We start from the raw sequence: 17,375 nt of genomic DNA, 5'->3' as shown, positions 1-17,375 counted from the left end.
GTGATGGAGTACCCGATTATGTCGAAGAGCAAGATGGCACTGACCCTAACGATCCCAATGATTTTGTCGATGAAAATAATAACGGGATCCCTGACTACCTAGAAGAGATTGATACCGATGGTGACGGAGTACCTGATTATGTCGAAGAGCAAGATGGCACAGATCCCAATGACCCGGATGATTATCTAGACACTGACGGTGACGGAGTATCAGATTATCAAGAAGAAATTGATGGTACAGACCCCAACGATCCTAACGACTACACTGATACAGATGGTGATGGAGTCCCTGATGTCATTGAGGAGCAAGATGGTACAGACCCTAATGACCCTAATGACTATATCGACACTGACGATGACGGAGTACCCGACTATATTGAAGAACAAGATGGTACTGATCCCAACGACCCTAATGACTATAATGATACTGATGAGGATGGCGTACCTGACTATATTGAGGAACAAGAAGGCACAGACCCCAACGACCCTAATGACTACTTGGACACTGACGGTGACGGAGTGCCTGACTATGTAGAAGAGCAAAATGGAACAGATCCAGATGATCCTAAGAGCTTTCTGGATAAAGATGGTAATGGTATACCAGATTACTTAGACGCAAAAGATAGCCTAATTGATAAGGTCAAACAACTACCAAAGACTGGTGCCGGGATAGTGACTATCACACTTGCTGCTACTGTAATAGCCAGCTTGGTTTGGTTGATTAATATCAAGAGCAGGGTTAAGGATTCCTTCAGAAGATAACTTACTTAGCTAATGACCGATGAAAGTTAGTCAATTTGTCGGTCAATGCAAAAACTCCCTGGTAGATAGATGCTTTAGGGATAGTCAGGGCAGGATTATTGTTATTCAGTCAGCCAATCTGCCCCTGAAGCTCTGGTTTTATTTCGGATTAGCGAGCTGGGTACTTGGTAGATTCTCGATTGGCTATTACTTTGGGTTGGCTAGGGATATTAGTTTGATCTACTGGGCTTATCTAGAAATTCGCCATGGAGTTAATCTTTGGCGCAGGTTTCTCGGTCTAGCAATACTAATTGTAGTAATTGTTGGAAGAATAAGAAGCTACCAATAGCTCTTTTATTACTCCAACCATAAATCCCATTTCGAGGTCAGACCTCGCAATTTTATATCTGTTAGGGTAGCTATTTTCGAGGTCAGACCTCGAAAATGGAAGTCCGATGCGGCATTGCTTGGCATGGGTAAAGGAGTAGTGAGGGTTGGTGAGGGAAGAGCGGTGTGTTAAAATCTCTATAGATATGACTAGGATATTTTCGGGGATACAGCCGAGTGGCCGTCCAACTATTGGAAACTATATTGGGGCAATGAAGCAGTGGGTGGAGCTACAAAAAGATAATTCAGATAGTCAGCTAATATTTAGTATTGTTAATTTACATGCTATTACAGCTAGACAAAATCCAGAGGAACTTAAGGAACGTACCTTGGATATGGTTGCTTGGTTGCTTGCGATGGGAATCGACCCGACTAGGAGTAATACAAAAATCATGGTTCAATCCACCGTTCCTGCTCATAGTGAGCTTGCTTGGATATTAGACAATTATACGACCATTGGTGAGCTCAATCGGATGACTCAATTCAAGGATAAGTCTGCTGGTCAGAAGCCAGAAGGGCTACTGGTTGGTATTTATAATTATCCAGTCTTGATGGCGGCTGATATCTTACTCTATAGTACTGATATCGTGCCTGTTGGAGATGATCAGATGCAACATATTGAATTGACTAGGGATATTGCTAGCAGATTTAATAATCTTTATGGTGAGGTATTTGTAGTACCAAGGGGTCAAATAGTTCAGGAGGGGTCAAGGATCATGAATCTACAAGATCCGACCAAGAAAATGAGCAAGAGTAGTGACAATCAGATGAGTTTTGTCCTACTAGAGGATTCAGCTGAACTAATTCATAAGAAGTTAAGCAAAGCCGTAACAGATCAATATGGTGAAGTGCGGTATGATCCGGATCGACAACCTGCTATTAGTAACCTAATTGATATATATCGAGGGTTTGAGGGTGATTTATCAATAGAAGCGATAGAGAAGCGTTATGTTGATATTGGGTATGGTCAATTCAAGCAGGATTTAGCAGTATTGGTGATTGATAAGTTGTCTGATTTACAAAATAGATATCAAAGTTTTAGGGCAGGGCATGAAATGCTCATTAGGGTAGTAGATGAAGGAAAAGAGTACTGTCAAAAGATAGCAGAGCAGAAGATTGAACAGGTCAAACAAGTAGTGGGGTTGGTTTAATATGGATAGAACTCACAATATTGAATCATCGAGTGCAAAGGTTTTGGATGGCTTGAGGAAATTTGGCCATGATACATTACATAACCCTGAAAAAATTCATCAAGAGTTTCAGAGACAATTGGGAGAGGTGACAAGAATAGCTAACGATATATCGGCACAGGCGGTATTTATATCCGGATATCCGCTAGATGCTTGGGATGTAGAGGAAGATATCATCTTGCCTAGTGGTGAAGTTGCTAGACATATTGCCTGCCGATAGTCTAGGTGGTTTACAGAGTCGTCAATCGGTCGATAATTTTCTTGACACATGTATTCGCTGTACTGGATCAGGGTCTATAAGTGATTTCAAGATAGATTGTGTAGGCTGTCCTGAGACAGATATTAAGCCAAGAGATTGGTTAAAATTTTCGCCTGATTTAGACATTTGGATATATTTTCAAGATGATACTATTAAACATGATCTAGAAAGATTGAGCTCTATAGAAGATATATTTGCAAGAAAAGGTTATAAATCTAGTGATCGAGATATTAGAACGGCAGCAAGGTCAATTATTGATTTTCAGTCTTTAGAAAGTAGTAATTTCCCCATAGATCTTCATATCGTAACATTACAAGATGTATTATATTTACAACAACAACTTAATGATGCATTGAGAAATGAAGTATTAGCACCAATAAGTATTAGCCCACTATCTATGTATATGTCATGGAAACCAACGAGAAGTGGTGATGAATATGACTTACTGGCTGATGTATTAATGGGAATGCAGTTTATGGAACTCGAGCAACAAAAAGACCAGTTAATTGAACTTCAAGAAGTTCTAAGGTTGGTATCAATTATGATCCAGGCATATACTCCTGAAGATTTCTTAGAATTTTTATGTACAAATCACTCTTCCAAGTACAGAAAAGTTACTAGTAGTCCTGAGATGAAAGATCTTTTTGATAGAAGATTGTTGAATGAAACTCAGCTTGTTAGTAGGTGGTTGTTTGATGCCTAGTATTGAGCTACATTGCCATTCAAATAAATCAGATGGAAGTCTAGATCCTGGTCAGCTAATTGAAGATGCATCTGAGTTAGGTATATCTCGATTGTCGATTACTGATCATGATAAAGTTACCTTCGGTGAGTCATTGGCTAGGCATGCCCTAGAATTAGGAATAATCCTTATTCCAGGGGTTGAATTTTCTACATATGATCAAGAAGCAAATCTTGGGGTTCATGTATTGGGGCATGGTTTTGATCCAGGGCATGATGCTATCAGTAGATTTATTGACCTTCAGAAACAAGCAAGAAGTAATTATGCAGATGCTTTGGTTCAAAAAATTAAATCTCAAGGTTTAGAGCTTAACAGAGAAGCCATTCCAGATGGAGTATCAGTTACTAAATACAATTTAGCAGAAGCTGTATTAGCACAGAATCCTGAAGATATAATCACTTCATTACTTGGTACAAAGGCTAGGTCAGTAGGTCACTTTATTGAACTCACTATGAATCAAGGGGGTGTATTTTTTGTACCAAAGAGTTCTGTTTCCCCAAAAAATGCAGTTGATTGTATACATAATGCCGGAGGGGTGGCGAGTGTAGCTCATCCAATTGAATATTTATACAGAGGTACTAGCGCAGAAGTAGTTCAAGGTATAGTTCAGAGATCAGGCGTGGATGGATTGGAGGTATTTTATGACTATATTCCTTCAGATACAAGTGAACCATTAGGTAAAGTCGAACAAAGAGACTATGAGGGTATTCTTAGTATAATGGCAAAAAGCTTAGGGCTGGAGATGCTTGCAGGCTCAGATTTCCATAGATATGATGAAGGAAGGACACTAGGTTCTAGGTCTGAATATATTTCTATTGCTGATAATAGCCCCTTTTTCCCTATAGTATCAGTATCGAGTGAGTTTAAGGTTTTCCCTAGGGAGTAAGTTTTCGATTCTTTATAGGGTATAGTTTTGTGTATAAGCTAGTCAAGAAAGTACAGAACTAGGAGCTAGGAATATAGGTGCTGTAGCATGACATATGGATTTTGTATTTCCAGTAATATAGTTCAGGCTAAACTTTTGATCTACTAAGAGCAATAAGATTAAGGGGTGTAAATATAGCGGTAGGAGCTGGTGAGAGTTTATGAAATCAGATTGAATGTTATCTTTGCTTTTCGAAAAACTATTTTTAGTATCAAGTTTAATATTTTGGAGAACTATGGTTTATACACGGGGTAATGAATATCGAGCAAGTTGTAATAATGTATACATTATTACAACATAAATTGCAATTATATATATTGTAAAATAAGAATCTTATTATAATCATAAGATTGAAAATAAAATTACGTTATTATTATTACTACAATATGCTTGACATTACGCTCATGCTTTGCTAAGATTGAACCATGATGAAAGTTTAAGTCATCAGTGAAACGTTGAGCCTGACAGGATCAAGCTCAATAAGGTTCTTTTACAATCCAAAGCCAAATCAATTTCCTTACCAAGGTAGATTGTCGGATAGTCTTGCTAACAAGCTTGATTATATCAATAATCTACCAAATCAATACAAGACATTGATCTTATCCGGAGGGTTTGATCGGTAACTAGAAGGTGCAAAGCTTGATATAGTGCGTGAACATTACGCCAAGCATAATAGTACCTGGCTAGTAAGATCAGATGGGATAAGATTGTTCGCCACCCAATTAGTTATAATCTAACTAGTTGGTGAGTATTGAGTCACCAACTATTTTAAGGGATAGTCGGGTAGTGTATCAGTTGAAACACTACAATAAGAGTGGGGGAATCTTAAGCTAGGATTATACCCCCTTTGCCTAGCTTAAGATCCCCTTACTCTGATGATTAGTAAGGGAATACCTCTGAAACCCTTTAGGCTTACAGTCTATGATTGTTGGTCAATTAGATTATCGTAGATGATCTAATAGCAACAAACTACTATTGGGTATGACTTTCTTTAATTGATTTTGATCAATTAAGATCAGTATGTTTCATAACAGCCTGGTCTTATGAATTATTAATCAATATTTGAGATAGTTACTATCTAGTAATATTAGATTAGAGACGCCAAAGCAAGCCTTGATGGAATCGATAAGATTCAATTTGGGCTAGTTTGGTAACTAGTAAGTTTAGAGGTTATGAATATTTTTTCTCAATTAGTTTTTACTAAGAGAGAATGGGGCAAATACTAAGATACAATTAGTATCTTATGATATTCAATGCTAGGCAAAGAAATATTCAGCTTCAGAGAAAATAATGATTGTGATTGACGTTGATCAAGAACTCAAACAAATCAACTGATATCACACCTCGCACCAGCTATAGTCCAAAGCTGTAGCTAATCCAAAATCTACTAACGTGTCTAGTTTAGATTGTTAGTTAGCTTTAGGTGAGGACCTAGGCGTGCTTCAAACTGCTGTTTGGAGCAGACTTAGGTTCCTCATCAATGGATGTCGAGGAGGCTTGCCAATAACTTGAGTCCAAAATAGACCCAGGTTATTACTTGATCGGGCACTTCACCCCAAACCACAACGATTAGTTATATTTTATAACACTTTTAAACGGAGGGTGCCAATAGTGCCCGATCATACTCTTATTGTGGTTAGAGTATGAAAGTATTGGCACTGGATAGTTGTACAAAGATTCTAAAAAATAGCGGTTCTTTGCTAAATGCCAAGGTATTTAGCGAGGAGTCGCTATTTTATTTGGTTTTTTTGGAGTTATCCCCAGAAAAAGTCCAAAAAACTATTGCGTATAAATATTTAGTTCTTTATAATCTAGACATAAGAGTTAAGAACTCTTGTCGTTGTCCAGATAAGATAACGCTAAAAATCTTATCCTAAAATCACTTAAACAAAATGATTACAAAACAAACAACTAGTACCCAAATCCAGCTAAAAGCTATTAGGATCTTGGGTACTTTTTGTATGGAGGTCAAGTGTTAGTTTGGTTAGGCCTTGGTCTGACAGGAGGTCTATTCGCCTTTCTTAGTCTAGTGGCTTCTGCTAGTCCACTAGATACCTCTGGCAATGGGCAACTAGTAGATGGGTTAATGGCCAAGAGTTCAGATGTCCGTTCCAGGCGTAAGAAGCGAGTTAAGCAACAAATAGCCACTGGCAGATTACTGACTGGAATTTTATCTGGATTGTTGGTGATCAATACTGGGATGTTGGTATTGCTTGCAATTCTGAGTTTTGGATATGACTTGAGCAATCTCAGTTTGATTTTGGCGATTCTGTTGGGGATCAATTTTACCCTAATCTCAATCAGGTATTATTTGACAAAAGCTCAGGTAGTCGATAACAATATTTGGTCTGGTTGGTATGATCTAGCTAGTCCATCAGTACTATTCTTGCCAGTCCTAGTCAGACTATATAGTGATTTTGGTCTTAGTAATCTTTATTGGTTGGTCAGTTATTTATTGGTGGTTATTGTCATGATCTTTGGTTATGAATTGAGGAGAAGTAGGGTCACGGCAAATGGTCTGGGAATCTCGATAATCTTAGGGCTTGAAGCATTAGTCTATGCTGCGGGGGGAGGATTCAATAGTTTTAGCCTGGCTGGAGCATTGGCAGGTGTGTTATTAATCCTACTATCGAGCTCATTCTTCGAAAAAGTTCTTTCAGCAGATTTTCGCAAACTAAGTTTGTTGTCAATAAGTCTATCAATGATTGCAAATATCATAGGGATTGGCCTAGAAGTTAGTAATATTATGATTATAGCTGGCAGTTTGGTTTTGGTCGGTATCTATTTCTTACTACTAATGATTGAAGAAGAGCAGCCCTTGATAATAGGTTCTTTTAAGGTAATGGAAGGGATATTTATTCTAGCAGTATTACTAGCTGGATGGTTAGCTACTATTGGATTTAATATTGATAGCTATAGTTTGACCATGACAATTGGTTGCTTCTGGAGTATTGCTTGGCTTGGCTATAATTATAGTCAGCATAAGCATCAATACGTATTCCATCTAGTGCTAGGATCTATCTATATATTGATTTATGCATTGCCAATCTATCTGGGGATTGACCACAGATTGGCAATATTACCAATTGTTGCTTTGGCATCTATATTTGAATTAACCAACAGGCATCATTATCTAGAAGAGCAGAATATTATTCGGATATGGGGTAATGGTATTGTGGCAATGGCTACAATATTGGTATTAATTGGTATGGCATCTGGCCTAAGTGCATTTAGCTACCTTTCTGTAATCAGTTTTTATTGTTTAGTTTATGGGGTTAATAGTATCAGATTATCAACCAAGACTGGTCTGTATGTTTTATCGCAGGCTTTAGCAGTACTTGCTACTTTATTTTTGTCTGAGTATTATTTTGACAGTGTTATTTCTGGGCTGTTATTAGTGGATATCATTAGCTTGCTTATAGTAGTAATCGCACTTTGGTTGAAACTACATCATGGTCAACTCAAGTTGAGTATTAGTGCTTTAGATATGCGGTATATTCTGATTGTTCCAGGGGTAGTTAACCTGGTAACATTTATCATGTCGAGTTGGCTTGCTAGAAATGATTGGTTTGTTGTTGGGTCTTTTACATTAATCGTAGGTATAGGTCTCGTGATATCCGAATATTCATTAGCTAGCATCAAGGCAATGAAGAGACTATACCCCATTGGTCTAGGATTATTCTTACTAATGTTGATGATTGTCCCGTTGCAAATAGGTGTTCAGCTTGATCATATCAAACTATCTGGACTAGGGATTCTTTGGGTACTTTTGGCAGCTACTATGATCATAGTGAGTGATAAGAAGCTCAAGCTTAGTCAAAAAGTCAAGAAATCAAACATTAGTATCAGGGATTATTATTTCTCTGGTAGGATAATTGTTCATTTAACAGGTATGATTAGTATGGTTTTAGCAAGCCTGTTCTTATTGCTTTCTAGTGATATCATTAGCGTGGCCGGCCTATTGCTCTTGGCCTTACTGTTTTTGATGTTGACTGCCGAGGAACATCTGCATTATACCCGAATTGCATCAAGTCTAGCATTTTTTGTCGGTATCTATCGGCTACTTTACATCTTGGATGTTGAATCCTTGACTGCTATTGTGCCGATTCTAGCTGGCGTGGCTTGGTATTTGATGGCAAATTTTTTTGAAAAAGCTCACGCTGAGTGGTTGAGGATTGGTGCATTATTAGGTCTTTATTTTGGAATTGTATTCAAGCTACTTTTATCAGTAGAGAATCGAGAACTGGTTTGTGGGGGGATACTGGTGACCGCTTTTACCCTAACCTTAATTGAAGCCAGAAGAAGGGGAACAATTGTTGGCCAGTATCTAGCGGGATTATTCTTGATAGTAGCTGGTTGGCAATTTCTAGATTATTACGATATTGGCGAGTTTAGCATTTATAGTATGTCAATTTTATTTTATTTAAGTTCTATTTTGATTATTTATGTTTACCATTATTTTAAATACAAAAGAAGAGATGGATATTAGATAATAATTAATTAAAAAAGGGTTCGATGTCAAAAAACAAAAATAAACAAAAAAACAAAAAATATCAAAATAACCAAACTGATCAACAAATACTAAAACCCAACAAGGCTGATTTACCAAGCTCTATAACATTGATTTATCTAGGCTTGTTGGGGTTGATTCGCTACGGCTCTCGTCGTTTGGGATTAGCACTCTTGGGTTTAACTTTGCTCCAGGTCGGATTACTGGCACTAATTATCGGGGTTAATGTCTGGAATTATCAAAGTCAAGATTTGGCACTTAGACCAATTGAGCCCAAGCTTGAGATTGGACAATCATTAAGGCTTCAGACAAATCTAGGGGTAGAGAAAGAATTTGAGGTTGAGGTTGAGCCGAGCTTTGACTATCGTATTGAATTGGTCAATTCCGGTTCACTCGGTTTAATTAAACAGATCGAGCTAGTACCAGAGTCAAGGTTACAAACCGGAACTGATTATCAAATAAGATTGAAAGGTGTTGCAAAAAAGTTTAGTGAGAAGCAAAATTTGAAGATTGGCTTTCGGACTCAAGATGCACCAGAGATTCAGGGTACAAACTTTGACCAGGCTCAGAATATCAAGATAGACCAAGAATTAACCTTGGCACTAACTGATCCCAATAATGATTTGAGTAATTTTCAGATTAAGACTAGTCCAGCTATCGAATTTGATAAGTATTTATCAGAAGACCAGACCAAGGTTAACTTTCAGCCAAAGTCAAATTATCAGCAATCAACCAACTATCAGGTAGAAGTTTTTGACTATTACAAAGACCAGCAAAATCCGATCAAGACTTATCAATTTGAGACAGTTCGCAAGCCAGTTCTTAGTATTAATCAGGCAGAGAATATTATTCCGGGATCAAATGTTGTGGTCAGTTTTTCTGAGCCAATGCAGACAAGTCAGGTTGGTATTCAGACTAGCTTTGCGGGATATAATTGGCTAGACCCATTCAATTTGAGTTTTGATACGAGTGGCATTAGCCCAGGGTCTAGCTATGAGATTGAGGTGTTAGCTGGGGCTAGAACTGAAGCTGGAGGCGTGCTGGAGGCTGATAGTGTGAGGAGCTTCAGGGTTAGATCAGTTGGTGCAGTTTATGCATCAATATCTCCTGGTGGATATGGGGTGTCAACGGGGTCTAAATTTCGGGTAGATTTTTCGCAAGCTGTTGATCGAGCTTCAGCTGAAGCAAGGATATCAGTAGCACCGAGTTTTGATTATCACTTGGAGTGGATAAGTGATCAAACTGTCTTGGTAGTACCGAATAGTAGTTTGGCTTATAGTACAGAATATCGTGTAGTGATCGAGATAGGGGTAGTTAATGTTGGGTTCGGTTTGCCGAGTAGTAGTGGATTTACTGGGAGTTTTGTGACGGAGGAAAGGGTGACAATATTGGGAGTGCCATTATTCTACCAGACTATGCCATTGTCTTGTGAGTCAGCAGCTCTCAAAATGGCATTAGCATATAGAGGGATCAATACGACTGAAAATCATATAATGAGTCTCATGGGCTATAATCCAAGACATTGGCAGGAAAATGGTAACCAGTGGGATGATCCTTATCAGATGTTTGTCGGGGATGTATATGGTAGTCAGGTCACCAAAACGGGCTATGGAGTGTATGCACCACCGGTTGCGCGAGCAGCCCAATTAATGGGAGCAAACGCTAGCGTACACTATGGAGTATCGGCTAGCTTTATAGCAAATCAGATAGCTAATAATAATCCAGTAGTAATCTGGGGTTATAGTTATAGCGGCCAGAGGATGGACTGGAATGTCAACGGTTCATCAGTAGGTGCTTATATAGGTGAGCATGTCAGAACTGTAATAGGTTTTCGAGGGAATCCTGATAACCCGACAAGCTTCATTATCAATGATCCAATTAGTGGTCAACTGAACTGGACAGCAGCTCAACTAATGGCTAATATGAATATCCATGGCAACTTGTCGAATCAGGCTGTGGTGGTGTATTGATGTAAGTTAGGGTTGATATGATGGAAGAAAAGATACCAAATACCAGTAGCAGTAGCCCTGATGATTTTACTGATTCGTGGGGTATGGATTTCTTGGTTATCCCGGAAGGGGTTAAGGGACTACTAGGTGAATTTTTTAAGGGTTTATCTGATGAACTTAGTACAAAAGGAGTAGCTACCACTAAAATACCAGGCTTATCCAAGCTGACTCCAGTAGATATTATTGGTTGGCTTGGGGCAAATCCCAATATGGGTGATCTATTGGAGGGGTTAGAGGGAGGATTAGCCCAATACAGGTTGGCATGTTTGGAGCCCTTGACCAATACGGGGACAATGGATTGGCATACCGATAGAGAAGATACTGCTCTGGTAATCTACTGGTACACAGAAGGAACTGGAACTTTATATTATAAAGATGACCAAGGAGAGGTTGCTCAACCAATACAAATTAAACAAGATAGGATAATCTGCATCAGGGGAGGATACTTCCCGGGTAAAAAGCCTACCAGGCATATGGCAACGCTTGGCCCAAATGGAAGAACACTTGTTGGGATATTGGTAATGCGCAATCCGTAATCAAGAAGCTCAAATACATATTTTCAAGTATCAGATATCTAGACTCGGGTAATTATTGATTAAGATAGTTTTTTAGAATTCCATATTGATTCTGGGGTTTGAGAGGTGTTGTTGAGGTATCGGGCGAGAGTAAAGAAATAATCGGAGAGACGGTTGAGTAGGCTGGCAATTGCTGGGCTAATAGTGATGTCCGGGTATTCTTCTAGTCCGAAGTAAGTTCTTTCGGCTCGCCTGGTAACAGAACGAGTCACTTGGGCTTGGGAGGCTGCTATGCTACCTCCCGGCAAAATAAAGTTTTTCAACTCAGGCAAAATTGTTGTCATTTGATCAATTAAACTCTCTACTTTACTGGTAAAATCCAGATAATCAGATTCGGACACCTCTATAGCAGGGTTGGCAATACTTGCTCCGATCGAGAAAAGCTTAGATTGAATATCTTTGAGTAAAGTAGTATTATTGACAGCTATATCGTTATTCATTAGCTCTTGATCATGATCTATAAGAGAAGTCAGTAGCCCAATGGTACTATTCAATTCATCTATTGTGCCGAGGCAATTGATTCTAGCATTTGTCTTATCGACTCTAGTACCATCGAAAAGAGAAGTTTTGCCCTGGTCTCCTTTTTTGGTATAGATTGGCATAGGCTACTTGATACTATTTAGGGGGTGATTTGGGTTGGTGGCAGGATTTGTATAATCAAAGTTTGGAGCTTGATTAGAAGATGGGGTTGGAGTTGGCGGTTGTTGAATAGGTGGACTCAAGGGTGTTGAAGGAGGCTGGTAAGCTGTGTTCGATGCTATCGGTGTGGATATATTTTGTCCATCAAGAGTGCTAGTTTGATAGCTGGGCATTGGAGTAGCGTAGGCTGAGGCAGCTGGCTGGGTCGGTGGGGTTTGAACTGGTTGCTGAGTAGGGGAATAGCTTGGAGCTGGCTGATTCAAGGATTGGTTGGTTGAAGAATTCAGTCCGGGCACTGTAGGTCTGAAGGACTGAGTGCTAGTAGATAAGGTGCTGGCTGAGTAGTTATCCGTAGGATAGGCTTGGAGAGTCGAGGCAGGAGGAAAGTCGAGATTGTTTTTGGGAGGTGCATAGGAATTGGCAGAGGGTTCCGGATAAGAAGAGGATGGGTTGGTGGGGGATTGACTCAGAGTAGTGTTATCTACAATACTATCATAGGGATTATAGGTAGAATTTAGAGATGGTTGATTGCTGGGTTGAGTCTGATGGTTGGTTGCAACTGGATTGGTTGGTGATTGGGGTTGTATTGATGGTGATATAGGATTAGTGCCGCGATCAAAACTGCTACGCAAATAAGCATCTTCATAGATGTTTGGAACACTTTCTGGAGCATTGATATCTGGAATTTTTATTGATTGATTTTCGGATAAGAGGTTAGTGATAGTGGTGGTTGGAGTTTGGTCTGAATAGGTAGGTGACGGGGAAGAGCCAACATCAATATTATTAGATGAAATTGATGGGGCAGGTATAGGGGATTGTAAGTTATTATCAGGACTTACTGATGGTCTACTAGGACTAGATTGCTGTTTATTAGTAGACATCCAGTCGGTTACGGGCTTGGGTGAAAATGGCTTGGGTGGTATTGATTGAGGGATAGAGCCAGGACTAGTGGTGGCAGTTTGTTCACTGGGCGTCATTCCTCCGCCAGAGGCTAAGGGCTTGGTAGTGGGGGGGTTGATCTTGCTAGAAGGGGTAGATGGTTGAGAGTCTGGTATTTCAACTTTGAGTGTTTGTTCATCCGGAGAAGTTTCAACTGAAGGGATATTGTTTATATTAGGCTGGACATTGGATTGAGAATTAATATTACCAGGCATTTTATTGGGTTGATAATTGGGATTATCATTGTAATTTCCACCATGAAGATTGAATGCATGAGGAGCTTGATCTATTCCTGAAATAGTTTGAGGAGCATTATTGTTAGATTTTTTATGAAAGGCAGATTGATTTGATTTATTATCGTCAGATTTTGGACGAATAGCAGTTTTCGATTCATCAGTCTTAGTATTTAATTGTTTGTCTTTGGCTATTCTATCCGAATAGCTTTTAGGTGGGGGAGCAATTGATGTTGTGGGTGGAGGAGTGATGGGGGTGTTGCTAGCCGGTAAGGGTGAGGGTGTACTAGCTACTATTTGGGATTGAGGATCAGAAGAGCCTTGCATCTGGGGGCTAGCTAGAATACTCTGATCTTCAGAGGCAGCTCTCAGGCTAGGGTCTCCACCAATCAGCATCTCAACCCTCGATCGCAATATCTCCTTTTGGTCAGAGATAACAGCCTTGATTACATCAGTAAAATTGGGGATTTGTTGTTGAAGATATCTGAAGGCACCTACCTCATCATTCTTGATTAGAAATTGATCGAATTGATCAAGCTGTTGATCGGTAAGTGAGGATTCGAGCTTATCAGAGAGCGCAGGCTGAAGTATTACAGCTAATTCATCTAGGATACCCTCTAATTTGTCACGATGAATCTGGTCGAGACCTAATTCTTTGATTAGTTCTTTATCAATCATTTGACCATAGTTTTGCATATAGGTTTTTCTCCTTTAAATTGATCAGAACCCCTTATGCCAATATCATAGCTCATTTGAGTGGTATTCACAAGTCAAATAACCTACTCGAGTAGTTCATTTCTAGGGCAGGGTAGCGGGCTGATTGATGTAAGTCTACATAGATATTTTGCGACATAGGCTATATCGTGGTTTTGTCTATTAAAGTTAGGGTGTTTATTGATTATTCCAGTATACAAATAGTGTGGTTGTAGCTTTGAAATATATTGATGAAATATTTACATTATCAATTAATCATAGATATAAATATAGGGAATAAGTGAACGACACTAGAAATAATTGTATGCTAAACGTTCGCAATATTGGTGAGTAAAATATTTGATCAAGGGAGTAGACCATATTGTCGGTAAAATTGTGTTCAATATGAACTTCAAAATGTGAGAAATAATTATTGTGTACAAAAGATTAAAATTTTTGATTACTAGGTATAAAATTTGTCTACACTATCGGGATCAGTAGACTAGCTGGCTGGTTAAGAATAATCTGGTAGTGTGAAGTGTTAACGATATGGAAAGGACCTGTAGGGTAATGATAAGGAATATATTGAGACAGTGATAGTTTTTTGTTTGGAAGTTTCATGATAGAATTGAGCTATTATGAAATCCAAAAAAGAGTTACTAGAGGAGAGGATTAGCCTGGCTAGATTAAGAATAATTATATTGTTCATTAGTTTTATTGGTGGCGCTCTTGTCTTGAGTTTTGTGTTCTTGAGTACACCTGAAACCATCGGCCCAATAGGGATAATGTTTTGGTTTGGGTTACTGGCTATAGCTATGACGGGTATACAATTGATGATTAGGTTGAGACCAATTTATAGAAATCAGACAAGGACAAAATTGCAAACCAGACCAGATTGGTCTATAATTCGGACTCAGCTGATCAGAAGCTTAGTAGTTTCGATCATTATTGTTGTGATACTAGCCGTCAGGAGTTTGAGAATAATTGATTATCGAGATGGAGTGCTTTTGATACTGACGATAATTGTAGTAGAATTAGTCAGGAACTTGCGTCCAGGTGCAAGAAATATTAAAAAAATTGATTAGTAAAAAAAGTAAATAAGTATGACAAGTAATTGGAATCAAGCTATCAAGATTGAAGATATCGAACAACTAGTCAAGCAGTTTGATTATCAACTTAAAAAGCAAAAAGACCTAGCAGGCTTAACCGAACTCCGGAGAATTTATTTAGGCAAGAAGAGTCAAATCAATCAAGCTTTAAGGGGTTTGGGTACTGCTAACTACCAAGAAAGAAAGAATTTTGGCCAGAGTATTAATCAGCTCAAGGATCAGATGGTTAGAATGGCGGCTGATCGAGAAAAAGAATTGTTAAGTCAGCAGACGGATTGGGGTAGACTTGATTTGACGGCTCCACTAGGTAATGCTGGACAGTCTGAAGCAAGAATACATCCGATATCACGTATTTTGCTTGAAGTGATAGAATTGGCTGGTAAATTGGGCTATCGGGTAACTGATGGGCCAGAAATAGAAACTGATTGGTATAACTTTACTGCTCTTAATATCGGACCTGATCACCCAGCTAGGGATGGTTGGGATACATTTTACCTTGATCAATATCATGATGGTAAGCAGATGCTTGCTAGAACACATACTTCACCCGTACAGATTAGATACCTTGAGAGCAATCAGTTACCAATCAAGGTTTTGGTTCCGGGTAAAGTTTATCGTAATGAAGATGAAGATAGTACCCATCTTTGGAATTTTTATCAATTAGAAGGCCTAGTGGTTGATGAGGGTATTAGTATGGCTGATTTGCGCGGAGCAATCCAGTCGATACTTAGTGAACTTTTGGAAGATCAGATAGAGACTAGATTGCGTCCCAGTTTTTTCCCATTTACCGAACCATCGGTAGAGATAGATGTTAAGTATCGTGGTCAATGGCTTGAATTGGCTGGTGGTGGTATGGTTCATCCAAAAATCCTTGAAAATCAGGGGATTGACTCGGATAAGTATCAAGGCTTTGCTTTTGGGTTTGGCTTAGATCGCTTGGCAGCTGTCAAATACAGAGTGGGGGACGTTAGATATTTTTGGAGACCGGATTATCGCTTTTTGACGCAGAGGTTTGTTAGATGAGAATAGGGCTGAACCAGATTAATCAGTATTTGAGTACCAAACTCAGTGCTAAGCAGTTGGAGCAGGCTTTCTCTAGGACAGAGGTAGAAGTCGAGGAGGTAATTGTACCTAATCAACTTGACCCGAAAATAATAGTTGCTCAAATCATTGAGGCTGAACCAATCGAGGGGTCTGATAGATTAAAGCTCTGTAGGCTTATGATTGACCCAGATGCAGTAGAAACGATCGAAGTAGTTTGTGGAGCCTCAAATGCTAGGGCAGGTATCAGAGTAGCTTTTGCTCAGGTAGGCTCTGAGTTGCCAGGAGGATTTAAGATTACAAAGAGAAAAATTTTTGGTCAAGTTTCTAGTGGGATGATCTGTGGTGCTGATGAATTGGGATTGGCCGATCAGAGTAACAAGATTATTGAGCTAACTGATATAGATGTAGTACTAGGTACTCCGGTGGCAACAGTTTTTGATCAAAATGTGGTATTTGACATTAGCTTACCTTCCAATCGTTGGGATTATTTTAGCCTGATTGGTCTGGCACGTGAGGTGTCCGCATATACTTCTGCAAAATTAGTACTACCAAAGATAGAGCAATTAACTCCTAAGCTTGGTTCAAACTTATTAAATCTTCAGGTCAAAGATCAGGCTGAATTGGTCGCTGGATTAGTCTTGGATATTGAGCCAGGTGTTAAATCCCCAGATTGGTTGGTTGAGAGTTTGCTAGCAAGCGGTATAAGGTCTATCAATCTGGTAGTGGATATTTCAAATTTTGTCATGATAGAGACTGGACAACCTTCTCATTGCTTTGATTATCAAAAGCTGAAAGGGGGAGTTGAAATTAGATTTGCCCAAGATGGGGAGACGTTGATAACCTTGGATGGTAGTCAGTTGGAACTTACTAGTCAAGACTTAATCTTGGCAGATCAATCGGGGCCAATTTCTTTAGCAGGTGTCATGGGGGGTCTTTCAACAGCTGTTGATCAGGATACTACAAAAATTTTACTCGAAATGGTTAGTTGGAATCCGGCAACTATTCGTAGGCAAAGTTTTCGTCATGGCTTAAGGTCAGAAGCCTCAACGCGGTTTGAGAAAGGCTTGCCATCAGATTTGATTCGTAATCTAGCTATGGCGAGGGCTGTCAACTTGTTTGAAGATTTAGCAAATGCTAAATTGATTTCGGAGTTAGAATTCGATCGTCTGTTAGACTCAGAAACAAGAAGTTTAGATCTGGATTTTGATAAGATCAGTAAACTTCTGGGGCTTGACGTCAGCCTCGATCAAGTGGCTAGTCAATTAGACAAGCTCACTCTTTCCTATGATGAGAAATCTGGTCAAATAGAGATCCCTTGGTGGAGGGGAGACATTTTGATGTCTGCTGATCTTGCTGAGGAGATTATTAAGCTAGTTGGACT

The 17,375-nt window shown here is 39.2% G+C and carries 14 protein-coding genes; 12 read left to right on the top strand and 2 right to left on the bottom strand.

From position 1 onward, the window contains the following. From KA531_02805 to KA531_02765, 9 genes are all read left to right on the top strand, one after another. Positions 1 to 761, top strand: a 761-nt coding sequence (locus KA531_02805) for a hypothetical protein (protein MBP6005805.1), incomplete at its 5' end; no start/stop codon positions are given. 19 nt (positions 762 to 780) lie between these two features. Further along, positions 781 to 1,089, top strand: coding sequence for a hypothetical protein (locus tag KA531_02800; protein ID MBP6005804.1), 309 nt, complete (start codon positions 781 to 783; stop codon positions 1,087 to 1,089). A 184-nt stretch (positions 1,090 to 1,273) separates the two neighbouring features. Further along, the gene (trpS, locus tag KA531_02795; protein MBP6005803.1) at positions 1,274 to 2,278 is read left to right on the top strand and encodes a tryptophan--tRNA ligase; all 1,005 of its coding nucleotides are present in this window, start codon (positions 1,274 to 1,276) and stop codon (positions 2,276 to 2,278) included. A 1-nt stretch (position 2,279) separates the two neighbouring features. Next, positions 2,280 to 2,537 (top strand): hypothetical protein, encoded by a 258-nt coding sequence (locus tag KA531_02790; protein MBP6005802.1) that lies wholly within the window; start codon positions 2,280 to 2,282, stop codon positions 2,535 to 2,537. Then, positions 2,503 to 3,279, top strand: a complete 777-nt coding sequence (locus KA531_02785; protein MBP6005801.1) for a hypothetical protein — start codon at positions 2,503 to 2,505, stop codon at positions 3,277 to 3,279. The genes KA531_02790 and KA531_02785 overlap by 35 nt, the downstream gene beginning before the upstream one ends. After that, entirely contained in the window at positions 3,239 to 4,204 is a 966-nt protein-coding gene (locus tag KA531_02780) for a PHP domain-containing protein (GenBank protein ID MBP6005800.1), read from the top strand. Before KA531_02785 ends, KA531_02780 begins: the two co-directional genes overlap by 41 nt. 2,011 nt (positions 4,205 to 6,215) lie before the next feature. Then, positions 6,216 to 8,732 (top strand): hypothetical protein, encoded by a 2,517-nt coding sequence (locus KA531_02775; protein ID MBP6005799.1) that lies wholly within the window; start codon positions 6,216 to 6,218, stop codon positions 8,730 to 8,732. A gap of 26 nt (positions 8,733 to 8,758) precedes the next feature. Continuing rightward, positions 8,759 to 10,723 (top strand): C39 family peptidase, encoded by a 1,965-nt coding sequence (locus KA531_02770; protein ID MBP6005798.1) that lies wholly within the window; start codon positions 8,759 to 8,761, stop codon positions 10,721 to 10,723. Between the two features lie 20 nt (positions 10,724 to 10,743). Next, complete coding sequence (locus KA531_02765; protein MBP6005797.1) at positions 10,744 to 11,298, top strand: hypothetical protein; 555 nt, start codon at positions 10,744 to 10,746, stop codon at positions 11,296 to 11,298. 59 nt (positions 11,299 to 11,357) lie between these two features. Here KA531_02765 and KA531_02760 read toward each other — a convergent pair whose 3' ends face one another. After that, the gene (locus tag KA531_02760; GenBank protein ID MBP6005796.1) at positions 11,358 to 11,939 is read right to left on the bottom strand and encodes a cob(I)yrinic acid a,c-diamide adenosyltransferase; all 582 of its coding nucleotides are present in this window, start codon (positions 11,937 to 11,939) and stop codon (positions 11,358 to 11,360) included. A gap of 3 nt (positions 11,940 to 11,942) precedes the next feature. Beyond that, positions 11,943 to 13,844: a hypothetical protein gene (locus KA531_02755; GenBank protein MBP6005795.1), complete on the bottom strand. Its 1,902-nt coding sequence runs from the start codon at positions 13,842 to 13,844 to the stop codon at positions 11,943 to 11,945. 635 nt (positions 13,845 to 14,479) lie between these two features. Between KA531_02755 and KA531_02750 the strand changes: the two genes are divergently transcribed. The 3 genes from KA531_02750 to pheT form a co-directional block, all read left to right on the top strand. Then, complete coding sequence (locus tag KA531_02750) at positions 14,480 to 14,926, top strand: hypothetical protein (GenBank protein MBP6005794.1); 447 nt, start codon at positions 14,480 to 14,482, stop codon at positions 14,924 to 14,926. A gap of 18 nt (positions 14,927 to 14,944) precedes the next feature. Further along, positions 14,945 to 15,973, top strand: a complete 1,029-nt coding sequence (gene pheS / locus KA531_02745) for a phenylalanine--tRNA ligase subunit alpha (GenBank protein ID MBP6005793.1) — start codon at positions 14,945 to 14,947, stop codon at positions 15,971 to 15,973. Further along, positions 15,970 to 17,375: phenylalanine--tRNA ligase subunit beta (pheT, locus tag KA531_02740; GenBank protein ID MBP6005792.1), on the top strand; the 1,406-nt coding region annotated here is incomplete at its 3' end. The genes pheS and pheT, both read left to right, overlap by 4 nt.

The organism is Candidatus Saccharibacteria bacterium, assembly GCA_017983775.1.
Classification (GTDB): domain Bacteria; phylum Patescibacteriota; class Saccharimonadia; order JAGOAT01; family JAGOAT01; genus JAGOAT01.
The sequence above is the reverse complement of the archived record's forward strand: the minus strand, read 5'-3'. Positions and strand labels throughout refer to the sequence as shown.

Bases quoted from the DNA above. Each gene is read 5' to 3' on its own strand.
- KA531_02770 (MBP6005798.1), top strand. From the start codon at position 8,759: ATGTCAAAAAACAAAAATAAACAAAAAAACAAAAAATATCAAAATAAC.
- KA531_02800 (MBP6005804.1), top strand. From the start codon at position 781: ATGAAAGTTAGTCAATTTGTCGGTCAATGCAAAAACTCCCTGGTAGAT.
- KA531_02765 (MBP6005797.1), top strand. From the start codon at position 10,744: ATGGAAGAAAAGATACCAAATACCAGTAGCAGTAGCCCTGATGATTTT.
- KA531_02790 (MBP6005802.1), top strand. From the start codon at position 2,280: ATGGATAGAACTCACAATATTGAATCATCGAGTGCAAAGGTTTTGGAT.
- KA531_02780 (MBP6005800.1), top strand. From the start codon at position 3,239: ATGAAACTCAGCTTGTTAGTAGGTGGTTGTTTGATGCCTAGTATTGAG.
- trpS (MBP6005803.1), top strand. From the start codon at position 1,274: ATGACTAGGATATTTTCGGGGATACAGCCGAGTGGCCGTCCAACTATT.
- KA531_02760 (MBP6005796.1), bottom strand. From the start codon at position 11,939: ATGCCAATCTATACCAAAAAAGGAGACCAGGGCAAAACTTCTCTTTTC.
- KA531_02755 (MBP6005795.1), bottom strand. From the start codon at position 13,844: ATGCAAAACTATGGTCAAATGATTGATAAAGAACTAATCAAAGAATTA.
- KA531_02750 (MBP6005794.1), top strand. From the start codon at position 14,480: ATGAAATCCAAAAAAGAGTTACTAGAGGAGAGGATTAGCCTGGCTAGA.
- pheS (MBP6005793.1), top strand. From the start codon at position 14,945: ATGACAAGTAATTGGAATCAAGCTATCAAGATTGAAGATATCGAACAA.